Source organism: Streptomyces sp. CG 926 (assembly GCF_003148825.1).
In the GTDB taxonomy this organism is placed as follows: domain Bacteria; phylum Actinomycetota; class Actinomycetes; order Streptomycetales; family Streptomycetaceae; genus Streptomyces.
This window is the reverse complement of record NZ_QGGZ01000008.1, coordinates 1-16,593: the sequence shown is the minus strand read 5'-3', so window position 1 is coordinate 16,593 and position 16,593 is coordinate 1. Positions and strand designations below refer to the sequence as shown.

Genomic DNA, 16,593 nt, shown 5'->3' with positions numbered 1-16,593 from the left:
ATCGGGCCGGGCTCCGAAAAGCCCGGCATGATCGGCACGGCCCACAACGGCCGGCGGCCGGGGTCCTGCGGCTAACGGCGGCGCATGTCGGCGACCCGTGCCCGATCCCCCGGCTGGGGCTCCGGCATCATGCCCGCCGCGCGCAGCTGCGCCGTCGGACCGCCCCGCCGCTGCACCGGCAGCGGCGACTCGCGGCGCGGCCGCCGCCCCTGCATCCCGTCCACGCCCCCGGAGGGCACGGCCCCGCCGGCCACGGTGATCTGCACGCCCTGGTCCGCCAGCGCCTGCAGCTCCGTACCCGCCCGGTCGTCGTGCGGCGGCGGCTCGTCCGTCACCAGACGCGTCATCACATCGGTGGGCACGGTCTGGAACATGGTGTCGGTACCGAGCTTCGTGTGGTCGGCCAGCACCACCACCTCCGCCGCGGCCTGGACCAGCGCCCGGTCCACGCTGGCGGACAGCATGTTGGACGTGGACAGCCCGCGCTCGGCGGTCAGACCGCTGCCCGACAGGAAGGCCCGCGAGACCCGCAGTCCTTGGAGGGACTGTTCGGCTCCGCTGCCCACGAGGGCGTAGTTGGACCCGCGCAGGGTGCCGCCGGTCATGACCACTTCCACCCGGTTGGCGTGGGCCAGGGCCTGGGCGACGAGCAGCGAGTTGGTGACGACGGTCAGTCCGGGCACACGGGCGAGCCGACGGGCCAGCTCCTGGGTCGTGGTGCCCGCGCCGACGACGACGGCCTCGCCCTCTTCGACGAGGGAGGCGGCGACATCGGCAATGGCGGTCTTCTCCGCCGTCGCGAGATGGGACTTTTGCGGAAAGCCGGACTCCCGCGTGAAACCGCCCGGCAATACCGCACCGCCGTGTCGGCGGTCGAGGAGTCCTTCTGCCTCCAGTGCCCGCACGTCCCGCCGTACGGTCACTTCGGAGGTCTGGACGACGCGGGCGAGCTCCCGGAGCGAAACCGCTCCGTTGGCCCGCACCATTTCGAGGATCAATTGGCGACGTTCTGCAGCGAACACGAAACTGACAGTAACCCCAACGACCGTCTGCTTTCAGCTCTTTGCGCCGGAATACCGAAGTTGTCCATAAGGTGGGGCTACTAGTGGTATACGCGGCCCGAGAGTTGCGTGAACATCTCGCCACGAAACGACGCACCGCCCCAAACCCCTTACGGCATGGGGCGGTTAGCGGGGTCTACGCCTCCCCGGCGGCCTTCCGCGTGTGCAGCTGACGGGCCACCTCGGCGATCGAGCCCGAGAGCGAGGGGTACACGGTGAACGCTTTTGCGATCTGCTCGACCGTCAAATTGTTGTCGACGGCGATCGAGATGGGGTGGATCAGCTCGCTCGCGCGCGGGGAGACGACCACGCCGCCGACGACGATCCCGGTGCCCGGACGGCAGAACAGCTTCACGAAGCCGTCCCGGATGCCCTGCATCTTGGCGCGCGGGTTGCGCAGCAGCGGGAGCTTCACCACGCGGGCGTCGATCTTGCCGGCGTCCACGTCCGCCTGGGTGTAACCGACGGTGGCGATCTCCGGGTCGGTGAAGACGTTGGAGGAGACCGTCTTGAGGTTCAGCGGGGCCACCGCGTCACCGAGGAAGTGGTACATCGCGATGCGTCCCTGCATCGCCGCGACCGACGCGAGCGCGAAGACGCCCGTGACGTCACCGGCGGCGTACACGCCGGGCGCGGAGGTGCGCGAGACCTTGTCGGTCCAGATGTGCCCGGAGTCCTTGAGCCGGACCCCGGACTCCTCCAGGTTCATGTTCTTGGTGTTGGGGATCGCGCCGACCGCCATCAGACAGTGGGTACCGGTCAGCACGCGGCCGTCGGAGAGGGTGACCTCGACCCGGTCGCCCACCCGCTTGGCGGACTCGGCGCGCGAGCGTCCGACGACGTTCATGCCGCGGCGCCGGAAGACGTCCTCCAGTACGGCGGCGGCGTCCGGGTCCTCGCCGGGCAGCACGCGGTCGCGGGAGGACACCAGGGTCACCCGGGAGCCGAGGGCCTGGTACGCGCCGGCGAACTCGGCGCCGGTCACACCGGAGCCGACCACGATGAGCTCCTCGGGGAGCTCGTCGAGGTCGTAGACCTGGGTCCAGTTCAGGATCCGCTCGCCGTCGGGCATGGCGTCGGGGATCTCTCGCGGGGTGCCGCCGGTCGCGATCAGGACGGCGTCGGCGGTCAGGATCGTCTCGGACCCGTCGGCGGCCGTGACGATGACGTCCCGGGTGCCGTCGATGCCCTGCGGTCCGCCGAGCTTGGCGCGGCCGCGCACCACGCGGGCGCCGGCCCGGGTGACGGAGGCCGTAATGTCGTGCGACTGGGCGAGCGCGAGGCGCTTGACGCGTCGGTTCACCTTGCCGAGGTCCACGCCGACGACGCGCGCGGCCTGCTCGATGTGCGGGGTGTCGTCCGCGACGACGATGCCGAGCTCCTCGTACGAGGAGTCGAAGGTCGTCATCACCTCGGCGGTCGCGATCAAAGTCTTGGAGGGTACGCAGTCGGTCAGCACCGATGCCCCGCCCAGACCGTCGCAGTCGACGACGGTCACCTCCGCGCCGAGCTGGGCCCCCACCAGGGCTGCCTCATACCCGCCGGGTCCGCCGCCGATGATCACGATCCGGGTCACGAAAAGTCCGCCTCACGTCTACCCGGCCGGCTGCCGCCCCGGCCGGTGTTCCGGGGGGTCTCCCCGGGGGATGCATTCCGTGCTCCATTGTCCCGCACGCTTCAAGGTGCTTCGCGCCCGGTCCCGCCATCCGGGCACGCGTGCACCGGCACCCCTCCCGTACTCTCGACCACATGTCGCTCTACGCCGCGTACGCCGGCAACCTCGACCCGCGGCTGATGACGCGCCGCGCTCCGCATTCGCCGCTGCGCGGCACGGGCTGGATCAACGACTGGCGGCTGACCTTCGGCGGCGAGCAGATGGGCTGGGAGGGCGCTCTGGCCACGATCGTCGAAGCCCCGCGCCACCAGGTCTTCGTCGCTCTGTACGACATCGCGCCGCTGGACGAGGACTCGATGGACCGCTGGGAGGGTGTCGGACTCGACATCTACCGCCGGATGCGGGTGCGTGTGCACACGCTGGACGGCGAGGAGGCGGCCTGGGTGTACGTGCTGAACGGCTACGAGGGCGGTCTGCCCTCGGCCCGCTACCTGGGCGAGATCGCCGACGCCGCCGAATCCGCGGGCGCCCCGCACGACTACGTGATGGAAATCCGCAAGCGCCCCTGTTGAGCGTTCCGGCCCCGCCGGCGTTCGAGACGCGGGGGTCCGGGGGCGGAGTCCCCGCAACGGTGCCGCGCCGCCACGGGGACGTTTCGGCGGAAACGACAAGGCAACGATCCGAACACCGTGAGCTGTGCCATCTACGCGCGTAGGCGGAAAGCGGTTACGCTCGTCCGCGTGAACGCATCTGTTACCGACCCCTTCGCCGCCGCCGACGCCGCAGCCGCCCGCCTGCGTGAGCTGACCGGCGTGGACACCCACGATGTCGCCCTCGTCATGGGCTCCGGATGGGCCCCCGCCGCAGAGGCGCTCGGCGCCCCCGAGGCCGAGTTCCTCGTCACCGAGCTGCCCGGCTTCCCGCCCGCCGCCGTCGAGGGCCACGGCGGCAAGATCCGCTCGTACAAGATCGGCGAAAAGCGCGCCCTGGTCTTCCTCGGCCGGACCCACTACTACGAGGGCCGCGGCGTCGCCGCCGTCGCCCACGGCGTGCGCACCGCCGTCGCCGCCGGTTGCAAGACCGTCGTCCTGACCAACGGCTGCGGCGGTCTGCGCGAGGGCATGAAGCCCGGCCAGCCCGTCCTGATCAGCGACCACCTCAACCTGACGGCCACCTCGCCGATCGTCGGGGCGAACTTCGTCGACCTCACCGACCTGTACTCGCCGCGCCTGCGCGCGATGTGCAAGGAGATCGACGCGAGCCTCGAAGAGGGCGTCTACGTCCAGTTCCCCGGCCCGCACTACGAGACCCCGGCCGAGATCAACATGATCCGCGTGATGGGCGCCGACCTGGTCGGCATGTCCACCGTGCTGGAGGCCATCGCCGCCCGTGAGGCCGGCGCCGAGGTGCTCGGCATCTCCCTGGTCACCAACCTGGCGGCGGGCCTGTCCGGCGAGCCGCTGAACCACGAAGAGGTCCTCCAGGCCGGCCGTGACTCGGCCGCCCGCATGGGCACACTGCTGACGCAGGTCCTCGCCCGCATCTGATCGACGTACGAGAGCTAAGGCGGAAGCAGTGCAGGAACAGGCACAGGCACAGGACGATCTGATCATCCGGGCGCAGGCCTGGCTGGCCGAGGACCCGGACCCGGAGACGGCCGCGGAACTGGCCGCGCTCATCGAGGCCGGCGACACGGCGGAGCTCGCGGACCGTTTCGCGGGCACCCTGCAGTTCGGCACCGCCGGACTGCGCGGTGAGATCGGCGCCGGCCCGATGCGGATGAACCGCGGCGTGGTCATCCGGGCCGCGGCGGGCCTCGCGGCCTACCTGAAGGCCCAGGGCCACGACGGCGGCCTGGTCGTCGTCGGCTACGACGCCCGCTACAAGTCGGCGGACTTCGCCCGCGACACCGCGGCCGTCATGACCGGCGCCGGGCTGCGCGCGGCCCTCCTGCCCCGCCCCCTGCCGACCCCCGTGCTCGCGTACGCGATAAGGCACCTCGGCGCCGTCGCCGGCGTCGAGGTGACCGCGAGCCACAACCCGCCCCGGGACAACGGCTACAAGGTCTACCTCGGCGACGGCTCGCAGATCGTCTCCCCGGCCGACTCCGAGATCGCGGCGCAGATCGCGGCGGTCGAGAAGCTGGCCGACGTACCGCGCCCCGAGTCGGGCTGGCAGGAACTCGGCGACGAGGTCCTGGAGGCCTACCTGGCGCGCACCGACGCCGTCCTGACCCCCGGCTCCCCCCGGGGCGTGCGGACCGTCTACACGGCCATGCACGGCGTCGGCAAGGACGTCGTCATGGCGGCCTTCGCCCGGCACGGCTTCCCGGAGCCGGTGCTCGTCGCCGAGCAGGCCGAGCCCGACCCGGCCTTCCCGACCGTGGCGTTCCCGAACCCGGAGGAGCCGGGCGCGATGGACCTGGCCTTCGCGAAGGCCGCCGAGGTCCGGCCCGACATCGTGATCGCCAACGACCCGGACGCGGACCGCTGCGCCGTTGCCGTGCCCACGGCGGACGGCTGGCGGATGCTGCGCGGCGACGAGGTCGGCGCGCTGCTGGCGGCGCACCTGGTCCACAAGGGCGCGCGGGGCGTCTTCGCCGAGTCCATCGTCTCCTCCAGCCTCCTGGGCCGGATCGCGGAGGCGGCGGGCGTCGGTTACGAGGAGACCCTGACCGGCTTCAAGTGGATCGCCCGCGTCGAGGGCCTGCGCTACGGCTACGAGGAGGCGCTCGGCTACTGCGTGGACCCCGAGGGCGTCCGTGACAAGGACGGCGTCACCGCCGCCCTGCTGGTGGCGGAGCTGGCCTCGGTGCTGGGGGAACAGGGCCGCACGCTGACCGACCTGCTGGACGACCTGGCGATGGCCCACGGGCTGCACGCCACCGACCAGCTGTCGGTGCGCGTCTCGGACCTGTCGATCATCGCCGACGCGATGGCGGCGCTGCGCGCGCAGCCGCCGGTGTCCCTGGCGGGGCTGCGGGTGGTCTCGGCGGAGGACCTGTCCAAGGGCACGGAGTCCCTCCCGCCCACCGACGGCCTGCGCTACTACCTGGACGGCGCGTACAAGGCCCGGGTCATCGCCCGCCCGTCGGGTACCGAGCCGAAGCTGAAGTGCTACCTGGAGGTCGTGGTCCCGGTGGCCGAAGCCTGCGACCTGGCCTCGGCCCGCGTCCGCGGCCAGGAGGTCCTCGACGCGATCAAGAAGGACCTCTCGGCCGCCATGGGCATCTGATTCCTCCCCGCGGCGCTCGCGCGCCTCGGCCCCAGGGGGCCTCACCGGCTTCGCGCCGCTGCGCCGGACTCCGTCCGTCGGGCGCACGGCCGGGGCTTCGGCCCCTGCCCGGCCCGGTCCCGCCCCGTCCGGCGGGACCGGGCCTTCGCATGTCCGGCCCCGCCGACGTCGAGGCGCGGAGGTACGCCGGCGGTGTCAGGAAGGTTTAGGGGTCGGGGCCGGGGTCGCCAGTTCGCCCAGGGTCGGTACCGACTCCGGGCGGGAGCGGACCGCGTCGGTGCACTCCCACGCCCGCGGCGGATCCACGTCCGGGCCGCCCAGGATCACCGGGCCCGGGGTCGCCTTCAGGGCCTCGCTGCCCGCCAGCGTGCACACGATCTGCGAGAGGGCCACCGGCGGCAGGTCCTCCGGCTTGCGGCTGAGCCGTACCGTGCCCGCCGGGTCGCCCGGCCTCGGCGCGCCCGCCGACAGCCCGAGCGGGACCTCGCTCGTGAAGCCGGCGTCCCGCTCCTCCGAGCTCGGCGTCCGCTCCAGCGCTTCCAGCAGGGCCTGCGCGACCATCGCCAGCGGGTCGCGTACGGGCTTCTTCTCGGGCACCGGAACCACTCGCTCCACGCCCACCAGCTGCGATCCGCAGACCAGTTCCACCGTGGCCCGGAAGCCCTGCACCCCGCTCGGCTGCTCCTGCGTGTCGCAGGACACCCGCGACGGCGCCGGGCCCACGTCCACCGGCACGGTCGTCGCCCGGATCCCGCAGGCCGACGTCGCGAGCAGCAGGGCCGCGACGAACGGGGCCAGCACCACCGGGACGACCGGCAGAGCCCTACGCATCCTCGTCACCCGCGAGCACCTTTCCCACGTCCACCGGCAGCCGCAGCGTGAACAGCGCCCCACCGCCCGACACATTGGCGGCGGTGATGTCGCCGCCGTGGATGTGCGCGTTCTCCACGGCGATCGACAGGCCGAGCCCGCTGCCGTCCGACTTCGGCCGCGACGCGCTCGCCTTGTAGAACCGGTCGAAGACGTGCGGCAGGACCTCCTCGGGAATGCCCGGCCCGTTGTCCTGCACCGCGATCACCAGCCACTCCCCCTCCACGGTCACCGACACCCGGACCGGCGAGCCGCCGTGCTTGAGGGCGTTGCCGATGAGGTTGGCGAGGATGACGTCGAGGCGGCGCGGGTCGAGGCGGACCACGATGCCGCGCTCGGCGTCGAGTTCGACCGCGTCGAGCCAGGCCCGGGCGTCGATACAGGCCGTGACCTGGTCGGCGACGTCCACGTCGTCCAGGACCAGCTTGGCCGTGCCCGCGTCGAAGCGGGTGACCTCCATCAGGTTCTCCACCAGGATGTTGAGGCGGCGGGTCTCGCTGACGACCAGCGCCACGGCCGGTGCGATCATCGGATCGAGGTCCTCGACCTCCTCCTCCAGCACCTCGGCGACCGCCGTCAGCGCGGTCAGCGGCGTCCGCAGTTCGTGCGACATGTCCGCGACGAAGCGCCGGCTGGCCTCCTCCCGCGCGCTCATGTCGGCGACCTTCTTCTCCAGCGCCTCGGCCGTCTTGTTGAAGGTGTGCGAGAGGTCGGCGAGCTCGTCCGTGCCCGACACGTCGAGGCGGTGGTCCAGCTCGCCCTCGCCGAGCCGCCGCGCCGCGTCCCCGAGCCGCTGCACGGGCTTGAGCACGGTACGGGCCGCGGCCTGCGCCAGCAGGGCCGAGCCGAGCAGGGCGAGACAGGTGGCGATGGTCAGCGACCAGCCGAGCGCGTTCAGGTCGTCGCGCTCCTGCGCGAGGGACTTGTACATGTAGCCGGTCAGTCCGCCGCCCACCACGCGCGTCCCGCCGACCAGGTACGGATTGCCGCGCGGCTTCGTCCGCTGCCAGTAGACGTGGTACTCGGAGTCGTTCGCGGCGGTGGTCTTCTGCCGGTCGTTCACCGCGTTCTGCAGGGACTTGGGTACGTTGGCCAGCCCGAAGGAGTCGGGCCCCGCCGCGCCGAAGATCTGCCGGTTGTCCTTGCCCACCTGCACCAGCAGCACGCTGTATCCGGGGCTGCTGCCCGCCATCAGTTCGGCGGTGCGCTGCAGCTCCTCGGCGGTGGGATCGGCGGGCAGCGCGGCGGCCCGGTTCTGCATCTCCTGCCGGAAGTCGCCGAGGGCGGCGTCCTGGACACGGGTGAGGACGGCCTCCCGGTTGAGCCAGTAGGCGATGCCGGAGGCCGAGACCGCCGCCGTGAGCGCGACCAGGCAGAACACCATGAGGAGCCGCAGCCGCAGGCTGGTCCAGCGCCGGCCCGCGAGCAACGACCGGATCACTGCGGGGAGTCCAGGCGGTAGCCCACACCCCGCACGGTACGGATCAGGGTGGGCGAGGACGGCACGTCCTCGACCTTGGCGCGCAGCCGCTGCACGCAGGCGTCGACGAGCCGCGAGTCACCGAGGTAGTCGTGCTCCCAGACCAGCCGCAGCAGCTGCTGGCGCGAGAGCGCCTGCCCGGGCCGACGGCTCAGTTCGAGCAGCAGCCGCAGCTCGGTCGGCGTGAGCTGCAGGTCCTCGCCGTTCTTGGTCACGGTCATGGCCGCCCGGTCGATGACCAGGGAGCCGAAGCTCGCCGAGTCGCTCGACTCGCGCTCGCCGCGGCGCAGTACGGCCCGGATCCGGGCGTCGAGGACCCGGCCCTGGACGGGCTTGACCACGTAGTCGTCGGCTCCGGACTCCAGTCCGACGACCACGTCGATGTCGTCGCTGCGCGCGGTGAGCAGGATGATCGGCAGCTGGTCGGTGCGCCGGATCCGCCGGCACACCTCGAAGCCGTCGATCCCGGGCAGCATCACGTCCAGCACGATCAGGTCCGGCCGCTGCTCGCGCAGCAGTTTCAGGCCGTCCTCGCCCGTCGCCGCGGTGGCCACACGGTGGCCCTGGCGAGACAGGGAGAGTTCGAGGGCCGTGCGGATGGCGTCGTCGTCCTCGATCAGCAACAGGAAAGGCACGCGCTCATTCTGACCCATCGGCCGTCGGGAACTCGACCGTCGCGCGACGTGATCCTGTCGGTGTCCTGTCAGAAGTCGCTGTGACACGGCTGTGACAGTCGACGGACACCCCGGTTAAGTCGGCGGGGCAATCTTTTCATCAACGCACAACGGACCGAAGCAGACACACTCCACGACGGGGGGCGCGAGATGAACACGCTGCACAGCACCACCACCAGCGCGGTTGTCACGCGGCTGCACGATGTGAACCGCCGGGCGGGTGTCCGTACGGTGGCGGTCGCCCGTCCCCGGCCGGCCCACGTCGTAGCCATTGACGCAAACCAGTACCAGGCGGTTCCCACCGCCGAGCGGACCGCTCCCTCCATCTCCGAGGCGGAGTTCACGGCGTACGTCCAGGAGCGGCGTGCCGCCCTGTACGCGACGGCCTTCCACCTCACCGGTGACCGGTACGAGGCCGAGGACCTGCTGCAGAGCGCGCTGTTCTCCACGTACCGCGCCTGGGACCGGATCAGCGACAAGGCGGCCGTCGGTGGCTACCTGCGCCGCACGATGACGAACCTGCACATCAGCGCGTGGCGTCGGCGGAAGCTGAACGAGTACCCGACGGAGGAGCTGCCGGAGACGGCCTCCGACACGGACGCGATGCGCGGTACGGAGCTGCGCGCGGTGCTGTGGCAGGCCCTGACCCGGATCCCGGAGCCGCAGCGCACGATGCTGGTGCTCCGTTACTACGAGGGCCGCACGGACCCGGAGATCGCGGAGATCCTCGGCATCAGCGTCGGCACCGTGAAGTCGAGCATCTGGCGCTCGCTGCGCCGCCTGCGGGAGGACGAGGCGCTCAGCTTCGGCCGTGACGAGGCGGAGTCCTTCGAGGAGCTGGTCGCGTAACGCGGCCCAGACAGAAGCCATCGGGCCAGGGGGCCCGTCCTACGGGGGTGGGGCGGGGGCCGCGGGGGAAAAGGCGGGATCGAGCGGACGGGGGTCCGCCTGGTCCCGCCTTTTCATATGCCCGGTACGCGGGCCGGCGGGTCGGCGGGCAGGCGGTCGGCGGGCCGCGCGGACGGTCGGGTCACAGGCGCTTGGCGCTGCGCAGGGCGGCGGCGTAGTAACCGTTGCCGTCGAGGCGGGAGGCGCCGCCCTTGTCACCGATGGTGGGCCCGTTGGCCTCTTCGCGGCTCGAGATGAAGATCTTGTGCCCGTCGGTGTCGTTGCCGAGGTACATGCCGGTGTGGTCGAGACGCTCGCCGGTGCGCGCGTCGAGCTTGAAGAACACCAGGTCGCCCGGCTGGAGGACGTCGACGGAGGCCGGCCGGTCCTGCGCGCCCACGCCCCCCAGGGCCAGGATGTCCACCCCGACCTTGGAGCGGGCCATCCCGTTGGCGGTGCGCGGCAGTCCGTTGCCCGCGGTGTCGGAGGCCATCAGGGGGAAGCGGCCGCGGTACCCGAAGACCGTGCGGATGAAGCCGGAACAGTCCATGGCCCGGTACTTGGCCTTCTCCGGCCGTTCCGTGGTGCCGTTGCGGAAGGTGTACGGGATGCCGAGGTAGTCGTAGAAGTCCGACTGCTCCAGGCGGAGGTCGTTGCCCTCGGAGCCGTTCGGGTTGAGCGGACCGAAGGCGGCGTCGCCCGCGTACTGGACGCCGGCCGCGTCCTTCTTGACCGGTGCCTGGTCCCCGTACTGGAAGGCGATGGCGAAGAGGTCGTCCTCCTCGCTCCCGTAGTACTTCTTGAACCAGTCCTGGAACCAGCGCTCGCGCTCCGCGCCGTTTCGCCAGCTCTCCGGCAGCAGGCGGACCCAGGTCTCGGTGACGACGCGGGTGGCGGTGGTGGCCGGCTCGGTGAAGGTGCGGCTCTTGCCGGTGAGCGACGCGGTGCGCGCGCCGTCGGTGAAGGTGGCGAGGACGGCGCCGTCCGCGCCGCGCAGGACCGAGCGCTCCGGGTTCTTGAGCCGCTCCCATTTCTGGGCGCCTTCCTGGGCGCCGACCTGGTGCGCCCGGTCGGTGACGTGCAGCACCGCGGGGGCCTTGGCCTGCTCCTCCTTGCGCAGCTCGTAGGTGAAGTACGTGCTGCCGGCCAGCAGGACCGCCACGACGGCGGCGTGCAGGACGGGGTGGGTGCGGCGGGCGGGCTTGGCGGTCATCGGTGTGCTCCGGGCGGTGCGGGTGGTCGGGCCGGCGACGGTCGGGCGTGCGTCGGGCGTCGGGCGTCGGGCGTCGGGCGGCGGGCGTCGGGCGTCGGTCAGGCGTGCGGCATGAAGCCGAGCAGGATGCCCGAGGTCAGGACGACGTACGTCATGAGGGTCGCGGAGCCGGTGGCGAGCAGCGTGGCGCCCTTGGGCTGACGCACGAGCTGGTACGCGATCAGTCCGGGGACGATGAAGCCGAGGGTCTGGTTCGCGTACAGCAGCGGGAACTTCATCTGGAGCACGATCACCACCGTGGCCTGGAGGAGGACTCCGATGAGGACGACGGCCGCGAACAGGCGCTTGCCGTAGAGGATGACGAACTTCTGGGTGACCAGGGTGAGCGCGTACGTCAGGGCGGTGATGCCGACGACGAGCGCGGCGCGCTGCAGGTCCTCGATGAGGGTGAGCGCCAGCCAGCCGGGGGTGATCATGCCGCCGGGCGAGAGGTTCGTCGTCAGGTAGCAGAGCAGGGAGAACAGCAGGCCCAGCGCGATGCCGATCGCGGCGATCTCGGGGGTGAGGACTGCGGGGATCAACGGGGTTCTCCTGGGCTCTGCCACTGCGGGTTCGGGTGGGGCTCGTACGGGTGGGGCGGCCAGGGCCGCTCGTGCGGCGGCCGTGGCTGCGGCGGGTACGGGCCCTGCCCCTCGTGCGGCGGCCGGCCCTGCGGGGCCGGTCGCGCCTGCTGCTGCGGCGGGTGGACGTACTGCCGTGGCACCGGGGGCTGCGCGTACCGGGCCTCCTGGGCGGCGGTGAGGTCGGCGTACGGGTCGAGGTGCGGCACGTACGGCGGCTGCACCGGCGCGGCCTGCCGGGGAACGGCGCCCTCGTGGTCCCGGGCCGCCCCGTGGGCTTCCTCGGGGTCGGGCTCGTCCTCGAAGCCGGGGAGTTCCGCCAGGTGTTCCAGGAGGATCTCGCCCTGGCCGTGGATGTTGCCGATGGCGACCAGCGAGGAGCTCTCGCCCAGGTGGCCGAGCAGCTCGTTCATGAACTCCTCGCCGTCGCGCTGGTCGCCGCCGAGGTCGACGGCGCGCCCGCGCCACTCGGCCGGGATCGCGTCGATGGCGCTCTTGGCCGGGTGCCCGATGACGAAGACCTTGTCGGGCATCAGGTCCGGAACGATCGCGCCCATCTGGCCGTTGCGCTCGACGCGGTCGGGGCGGCAGTTGATCACGACGTTGAGGGGGCGGTCGACGGCGCCGAGTTCGAGGAGCTGGTTGATGTTCATCAGCGTCGACTCGGGGTCGTTCGCGGCGAAGACGTTGGCGAAGCGGACGCGCTTGCCGCCGGGGGCCACGTACCGCTCGACGGAGAGCACACCGGGGTCCGGCGGGGCGTCGTACATCCCCTGGAGGGCGGTCTCGCGGTCGACGCCGAGGAGCTCGGCGACGGTGAGCGCGATGGCGACGTTCTCCTTGAAGGTGAACCAGCTGAAGCCGCGCAGCTCGTCGTCGCCGACCGTGTCGGGGTCGGCGTAGACGAGGGTGCAGTTGCGCGCGTCGGCCTCCTCCTGGAGGACGTGGAAGCGTTCCTTCTCGGCGGTGACGCAGATTCCGCCGTGCGGCATCGAGCGCGACAGGGAGCGGGCGATGTCGTCGAGGGTGGGGCCCATCTCGGCGACGTGGTCCTCGCGGACGTTGCAGAGCACGCCGATGGTCGACTGGATCAGCTTCGACTGGTTGATCTCCTGGAGCGCCGGCATGACCGCCATGCACTCCATGACCAGCGCGTGCGGCCGGTAGGCGGCGGCGCGCCGGACGATGCCGATCTGCTCGACGACGTTGGCGATGCCGAACTTCCGGTGGACGGGCTCCTCGGTGGCGTCCGGGTGGATGAAGCGGGCCGCGGTGCCCGTGGTCTTGGCGACCGTCACCAGCCCGCCGCCGCGCAGGGCTCCCGCGCACAGCCGGGTGATGGAGCTCTTGCCGCGGATGCCGTTGACGAGCACCCGGTTCGGTATGTGCGCGAGGTTGGCGTAGTGCCGGCGCTGCTCGACGACGCCCGCGACGAGCATGACCAGGCAGCTGAAGAGCAGCACGCAGTAGAGGAAGAGCACGGGTCAGGTCCTTCCGGCCGGGGTGGCGGGGCCGGGCGTCGGGGCGGTGGCGCCACCGACGGCGTCCCGCTTGCGCTGTTCCAGCAGCTGATGGCGGACGACTTCGAGGCTGCGGGCGACGGCGCCGACCTCGTCGTGGTGGGTCGGGTAGACGACGGTGCGGCGGTCGCCGTCGGCCAAGGCCTCCGCGCGGCGGGCGAGGTCGCGCAACGGGCGCACCACGATGATGTGCAGCCAGCCGAGGCAGGCCGCGGCGCCCGTGAGGCCGAGCAGTCCGGCCAGGACGGTGCGGTTCTGCGCGGTGTACGCGGCGATCTCCAGGCCCTTGGCCGGCTGCCGGGTGACGACGGTCCAGCCCAGCGGCTGGGCCACGCCGCCACCGGTCATCGGCGCGGCGGCGGCGACGGCGAGGTCGCCCTTGCGGATCAGGGCGCTCCTGGCGTGCGGGCCCTTCGCCGCCTTGTCGTTCGGGGCGCCCTTCTCGTTCGCGGCGTTCACCAGGGCGTCGAGATCGGTGTCCGACAGCGGGGCGAAGGCCAGGTAGCCGTTGTTGCCGCCGATCACCCGGTGCTGGGCGTCGACGACGCGGACCTCGCCGAGGCCGGGTCGCTTGAGCAGGGCGTTGAGGAAGTCGATGCGCAGCTCGCCGACCACGGCGGCGCCGGCGAGGCCGGGTGCCTCGGCGTACTCGGTGATGACCGGCCGGTTGCCGCTGTCGACGAGGGTGACGGGCTGTTTCGAGGGGCCTCGGCCGGCGGGGTGGTGGGGTGCGCCGCCGGTGCGGGCGAGGACGGTGCCGTCGGCGCCCAGGACGTAGAGGGACGCGTAGCGTCCGTGCTGGTTGCGGGTGCGTTCCAGCAGCTCGGTCAGCTCGCCGGGGGTGTTCTCGGCGGTGATGACGGAGGCGACGGAGGTGAGGTCGGCGTGTCCTTCGTTGAGGGCGCGGCGTACCCGGTCGGCCAGGGTGTCGGTGCGTTCGCGCTGGTCGTCGACGATCGACCTGGGCACGGCTACGGAGGCCCCCGCGCGGTTGAGCGTCAGCAGCAGCGGCGCCGACCACACCAGGAGCAGGGTCCCGCACACCGCGAGGAGGGCGCGGGTGCCGATGCGGGAGCGGCGGCCGCCGTGCGGGCCCTCGGTCCGCGCCGCGGGTTCGCCGAGGAGCTGCCGGCGCAGTCGGTCGAGGGCGGCGCCGATGCGGGCGGCCTCGCCGTACTTGGGCAGGGTGACCGGCCGGTTCAGGTCGCCGCGGCCGATCCGGCGGCTTTCCAGGAACAGCTGGAGCAGCGGGCGCTGGACGGTGGTCACGAGCAGGGCGACGGCCAGTGCGCCGAGCACCAGCAGGGCGGCGGACGCGGCGATCCAGAAGAAGGAGTCGACGGCGGCCGAACGTTCCTCGGTGACGCCGACGAAGGAGACGACGGTGAGGCCGAGGGCGGTAGCGTCGGTGCCCACGCCGGGCTGCGAACCGGTGAGCTTCGCGTAGCCGGCCACGGAGCGGTGGCCGTCCTCGACGTCCCCGAGCAGGCTGCCGCTGACGCCGGCGAAGCCGCCGGAGCCGGGTTCCTTGGCCTGGAGGGGGTGCCGGTCGGCCTTCTGGGCGACGGTCTTCGCGAACTTCGCGAGCTGCTTCCGCTCCTGCCCGGACCCACCGACGCCGTCGCTGCCGAGGACCTGGCCGGAGGAGTCGAGGACGGCGATCGCGCGGGACCTGCCGAGGCTGATGCCCGGGACCTTCAGGCTGCTGGAGGCAACCAGGAGCTGCTGGGGGCGGTCGGGCCAGGACAGCAGGGCGAGGGTGAGCAGGCGGGTCTCGCCGTTCTCCAGCCGGACCATGCGGGGGGCGAGGCCGGAGTCCCCGTCGAGGGTGGTCAGGTCGAGGGCGGTCAGCGGGAGGTTCTCGCCGCGCTGCGCCTCCAGTCGGCCCGACTTGATCTCGATCACGGCCGTGCCGCGCCACTTCTGGTAGACGCTGCCGAGCTTGTCGAGCACGGAGTCGGGCGAGACCGGTTCGCCGGAGCGGAACAGGGAGGCGGTCCGGCCGATGTCCGTGATGCTCTCGTCCAGGGAGGCGCGCAGGGCGATGGCACCGTCCTCGGCGAAGTACTGCTGGGAGGTGCGGACGGCCGGCGGTACGCTCTCCCGGCCCACGTGACCGAGTTGGAACGCGGTGAGGGCGGCGAGGGCCAGCAGCACGGCGGACAGGGCCGCGATGGGCGGGCGGATGCCGCCCAGCAGCGACATGTCGGCCCGACGGCGGGTCCGGTGCCGCCGCTTCGGTCGCAACGCGGCCAACGCGGGCTCCTCTTCGGTCTGTCCTGGAGCCGGTGCGGCCTAGGGGGCGTGATGAAAAACGGAAGACATCACTCCGCTATTTTCGTACGACTATGAACGCTCCACGGACCAGGCGGATAACGATCGCGGTTCTGTGCGGCACCTTCGTCGCGTTTTGTGCCGTTTGGGCTTTTTGGCCGTCGGGCCCGGGAAGCGCACCCCCGGCCCGCCAGGCCGGTCCCGCCCCCCAGCGCACCGCCGGCACCGACCTGGAGCGGCGGATCGCCGACCTCACCGCCGGCTTCGGCGCGAAAGGCGGCTACCGCACCCCCACCGAGCAGGAACGATCGGCGTTCACCAAGGCGTTCGCCCACCTGCTCGACGGGGATCCGGAAGCGGCCCGGACCGGCCTCGCCGAGATCGACTTCACCCTCCGCGTGGTCACGGACTCCGCCACCGGACGCCGGTACGCCGAGGTGGCGGACGCGGTGAGTGAATCGGGCCACACCAGCCGCGGCTGGGGCCGGGTGTACGTCGACCTGGAGGAGCCCGCGCGCTGGTCGGTCCAGGTCCCCCACCCCGTCGCCGACGCCCGCACCGAACTCCTGGGGGCACGGGTGCTGCGCAGCGCGCCCGGCGGGGTGCTCGTGCTCGCGGGGGCCCACCGCGACGCGGGCGAGGACGGGGCGGCGGACGTGGCGCACCGCGACGACTCGATCTTCCACGGGGTGGTGGAGGAACTGGCCCGGCGGAACCTGCCGGGGGTCCAGCTGCACGGGTTCGCCGACGAGTCGTTCCGCGGCCGCGACGCGGTGGTCTCCACGGGAGCCGGCGACAGCGCCGTAGCGGACGCCGAACTGCTGACCGCCGCGCTGCGGCGGGACGGCCTGGAGGTGTGCACGGCGTACTCCGCGCGCTGCAAGCTCGCCGGCCGGGAGAACGAACAGGGCCGGACCGCCGCCGACCGGCGGTCCCGCTTCCTGCACGTCGAGCTGAACAAGACGCTCCGGGGCGACGACCGCGGCCTCGACCGGGCCACGGCCGCACTCACCACCCTGACGGAGCGCTGGTCCCGCCGCTGAGGGGTCAGGCCGTCTCTTTCGGATCTTGTCGGGTGAGCCCGGGTCGTCCGGTGCGGTGCATCGCAAGGCGGAGGGGCGCCCGTGTACTGGACGTACTCGGG

The 16,593-nt window shown here is 72.2% G+C and carries 14 protein-coding genes; 5 read left to right on the top strand and 9 right to left on the bottom strand.

Annotated elements, in window-relative coordinates; genetic code table 11:
• Window positions 1-71: 71 nt before the first annotated feature.
• Window positions 72-1,022, bottom strand: coding sequence for a DeoR/GlpR family DNA-binding transcription regulator (locus BCL76_RS21420; RefSeq protein ID WP_109781079.1), 951 nt, complete (start codon window positions 1,020-1,022; stop codon window positions 72-74).
• Window positions 1,023-1,197: 175 nt separating this feature from the next.
• Window positions 1,198-2,637 (bottom strand): NAD(P)H-quinone dehydrogenase, encoded by a 1,440-nt coding sequence (locus BCL76_RS21415; protein WP_030712437.1) that lies wholly within the window; start codon window positions 2,635-2,637, stop codon window positions 1,198-1,200.
• 173 nt (window positions 2,638-2,810) lie between these two features.
• Here BCL76_RS21415 and BCL76_RS21410 point away from each other — a divergent pair, with 173 nt between their 5' ends.
• The 3 genes from BCL76_RS21410 (at window position 2,811) to BCL76_RS21400 (ending at window position 5,910) form a co-directional block, all read left to right on the top strand.
• Entirely contained in the window at window positions 2,811-3,248 is a 438-nt protein-coding gene (locus tag BCL76_RS21410; RefSeq protein WP_030012228.1) for a gamma-glutamylcyclotransferase, read from the top strand.
• A gap of 168 nt (window positions 3,249-3,416) precedes the next feature.
• Window positions 3,417-4,223 (top strand): purine-nucleoside phosphorylase, encoded by an 807-nt coding sequence (locus tag BCL76_RS21405; RefSeq protein ID WP_030763378.1) that lies wholly within the window; start codon window positions 3,417-3,419, stop codon window positions 4,221-4,223.
• A 28-nt stretch (window positions 4,224-4,251) separates the two neighbouring features.
• Entirely contained in the window at window positions 4,252-5,910 is a 1,659-nt protein-coding gene (locus BCL76_RS21400) for a phospho-sugar mutase (protein ID WP_109781078.1), read from the top strand.
• A gap of 195 nt (window positions 5,911-6,105) precedes the next feature.
• Here the strand turns inward: BCL76_RS21400 and BCL76_RS21395 are convergent, their stop codons facing one another.
• The 3 genes from BCL76_RS21395 to afsQ1 are packed head-to-tail and all read right to left on the bottom strand — an operon-like array spanning window position 6,106 to window position 8,895.
• Window positions 6,106-6,741: a hypothetical protein gene (locus tag BCL76_RS21395; protein ID WP_109781077.1), complete on the bottom strand. Its 636-nt coding sequence runs from the start codon at window positions 6,739-6,741 to the stop codon at window positions 6,106-6,108.
• Window positions 6,734-8,164 (bottom strand): sensor histidine kinase, encoded by a 1,431-nt coding sequence (locus BCL76_RS21390; RefSeq protein WP_258309854.1) that lies wholly within the window; start codon window positions 8,162-8,164, stop codon window positions 6,734-6,736. Before BCL76_RS21390 ends, BCL76_RS21395 begins: the two co-directional genes overlap by 8 nt.
• A gap of 53 nt (window positions 8,165-8,217) precedes the next feature.
• A complete protein-coding gene (gene afsQ1 / locus BCL76_RS21385; protein ID WP_063754818.1) occupies window positions 8,218-8,895 on the bottom strand; it encodes a two-component system response regulator AfsQ1 in 678 nt (225 codons plus the stop codon).
• A gap of 189 nt (window positions 8,896-9,084) precedes the next feature.
• Here afsQ1 and BCL76_RS21380 point away from each other — a divergent pair, with 189 nt between their 5' ends.
• Window positions 9,085-9,783, top strand: a complete 699-nt coding sequence (locus BCL76_RS21380) for a SigE family RNA polymerase sigma factor (RefSeq protein ID WP_030763371.1) — start codon at window positions 9,085-9,087, stop codon at window positions 9,781-9,783.
• Window positions 9,784-9,964: 181 nt separating this feature from the next.
• On the opposite strand, the gene BCL76_RS21375 is transcribed toward BCL76_RS21380, so the two are convergent.
• From BCL76_RS21375 to BCL76_RS21360, 4 genes are all read right to left on the bottom strand, one after another.
• A complete protein-coding gene (locus BCL76_RS21375) occupies window positions 9,965-11,035 on the bottom strand; it encodes a C40 family peptidase (RefSeq protein ID WP_109781075.1) in 1,071 nt (356 codons plus the stop codon).
• Window positions 11,036-11,133: 98 nt separating this feature from the next.
• Window positions 11,134-11,616, bottom strand: coding sequence for a poly-gamma-glutamate biosynthesis protein PgsC/CapC (locus tag BCL76_RS21370; RefSeq protein WP_030009641.1), 483 nt, complete (start codon window positions 11,614-11,616; stop codon window positions 11,134-11,136).
• Complete coding sequence (gene pgsB / locus BCL76_RS21365) at window positions 11,613-13,136, bottom strand: poly-gamma-glutamate synthase PgsB (RefSeq protein ID WP_258309828.1); 1,524 nt, start codon at window positions 13,134-13,136, stop codon at window positions 11,613-11,615. Before pgsB ends, BCL76_RS21370 begins: the two co-directional genes overlap by 4 nt.
• Before the next feature lie 3 nt (window positions 13,137-13,139).
• Entirely contained in the window at window positions 13,140-15,431 is a 2,292-nt protein-coding gene (locus BCL76_RS21360) for a HAMP domain-containing protein (RefSeq protein ID WP_309136861.1), read from the bottom strand.
• Between the two features lie 92 nt (window positions 15,432-15,523).
• Between BCL76_RS21360 and BCL76_RS21355 the strand changes: the two genes are divergently transcribed.
• Complete coding sequence (locus tag BCL76_RS21355) at window positions 15,524-16,492, top strand: hypothetical protein (protein WP_258309827.1); 969 nt, start codon at window positions 15,524-15,526, stop codon at window positions 16,490-16,492.
• Window positions 16,493-16,593 lie beyond the last annotated feature (101 nt).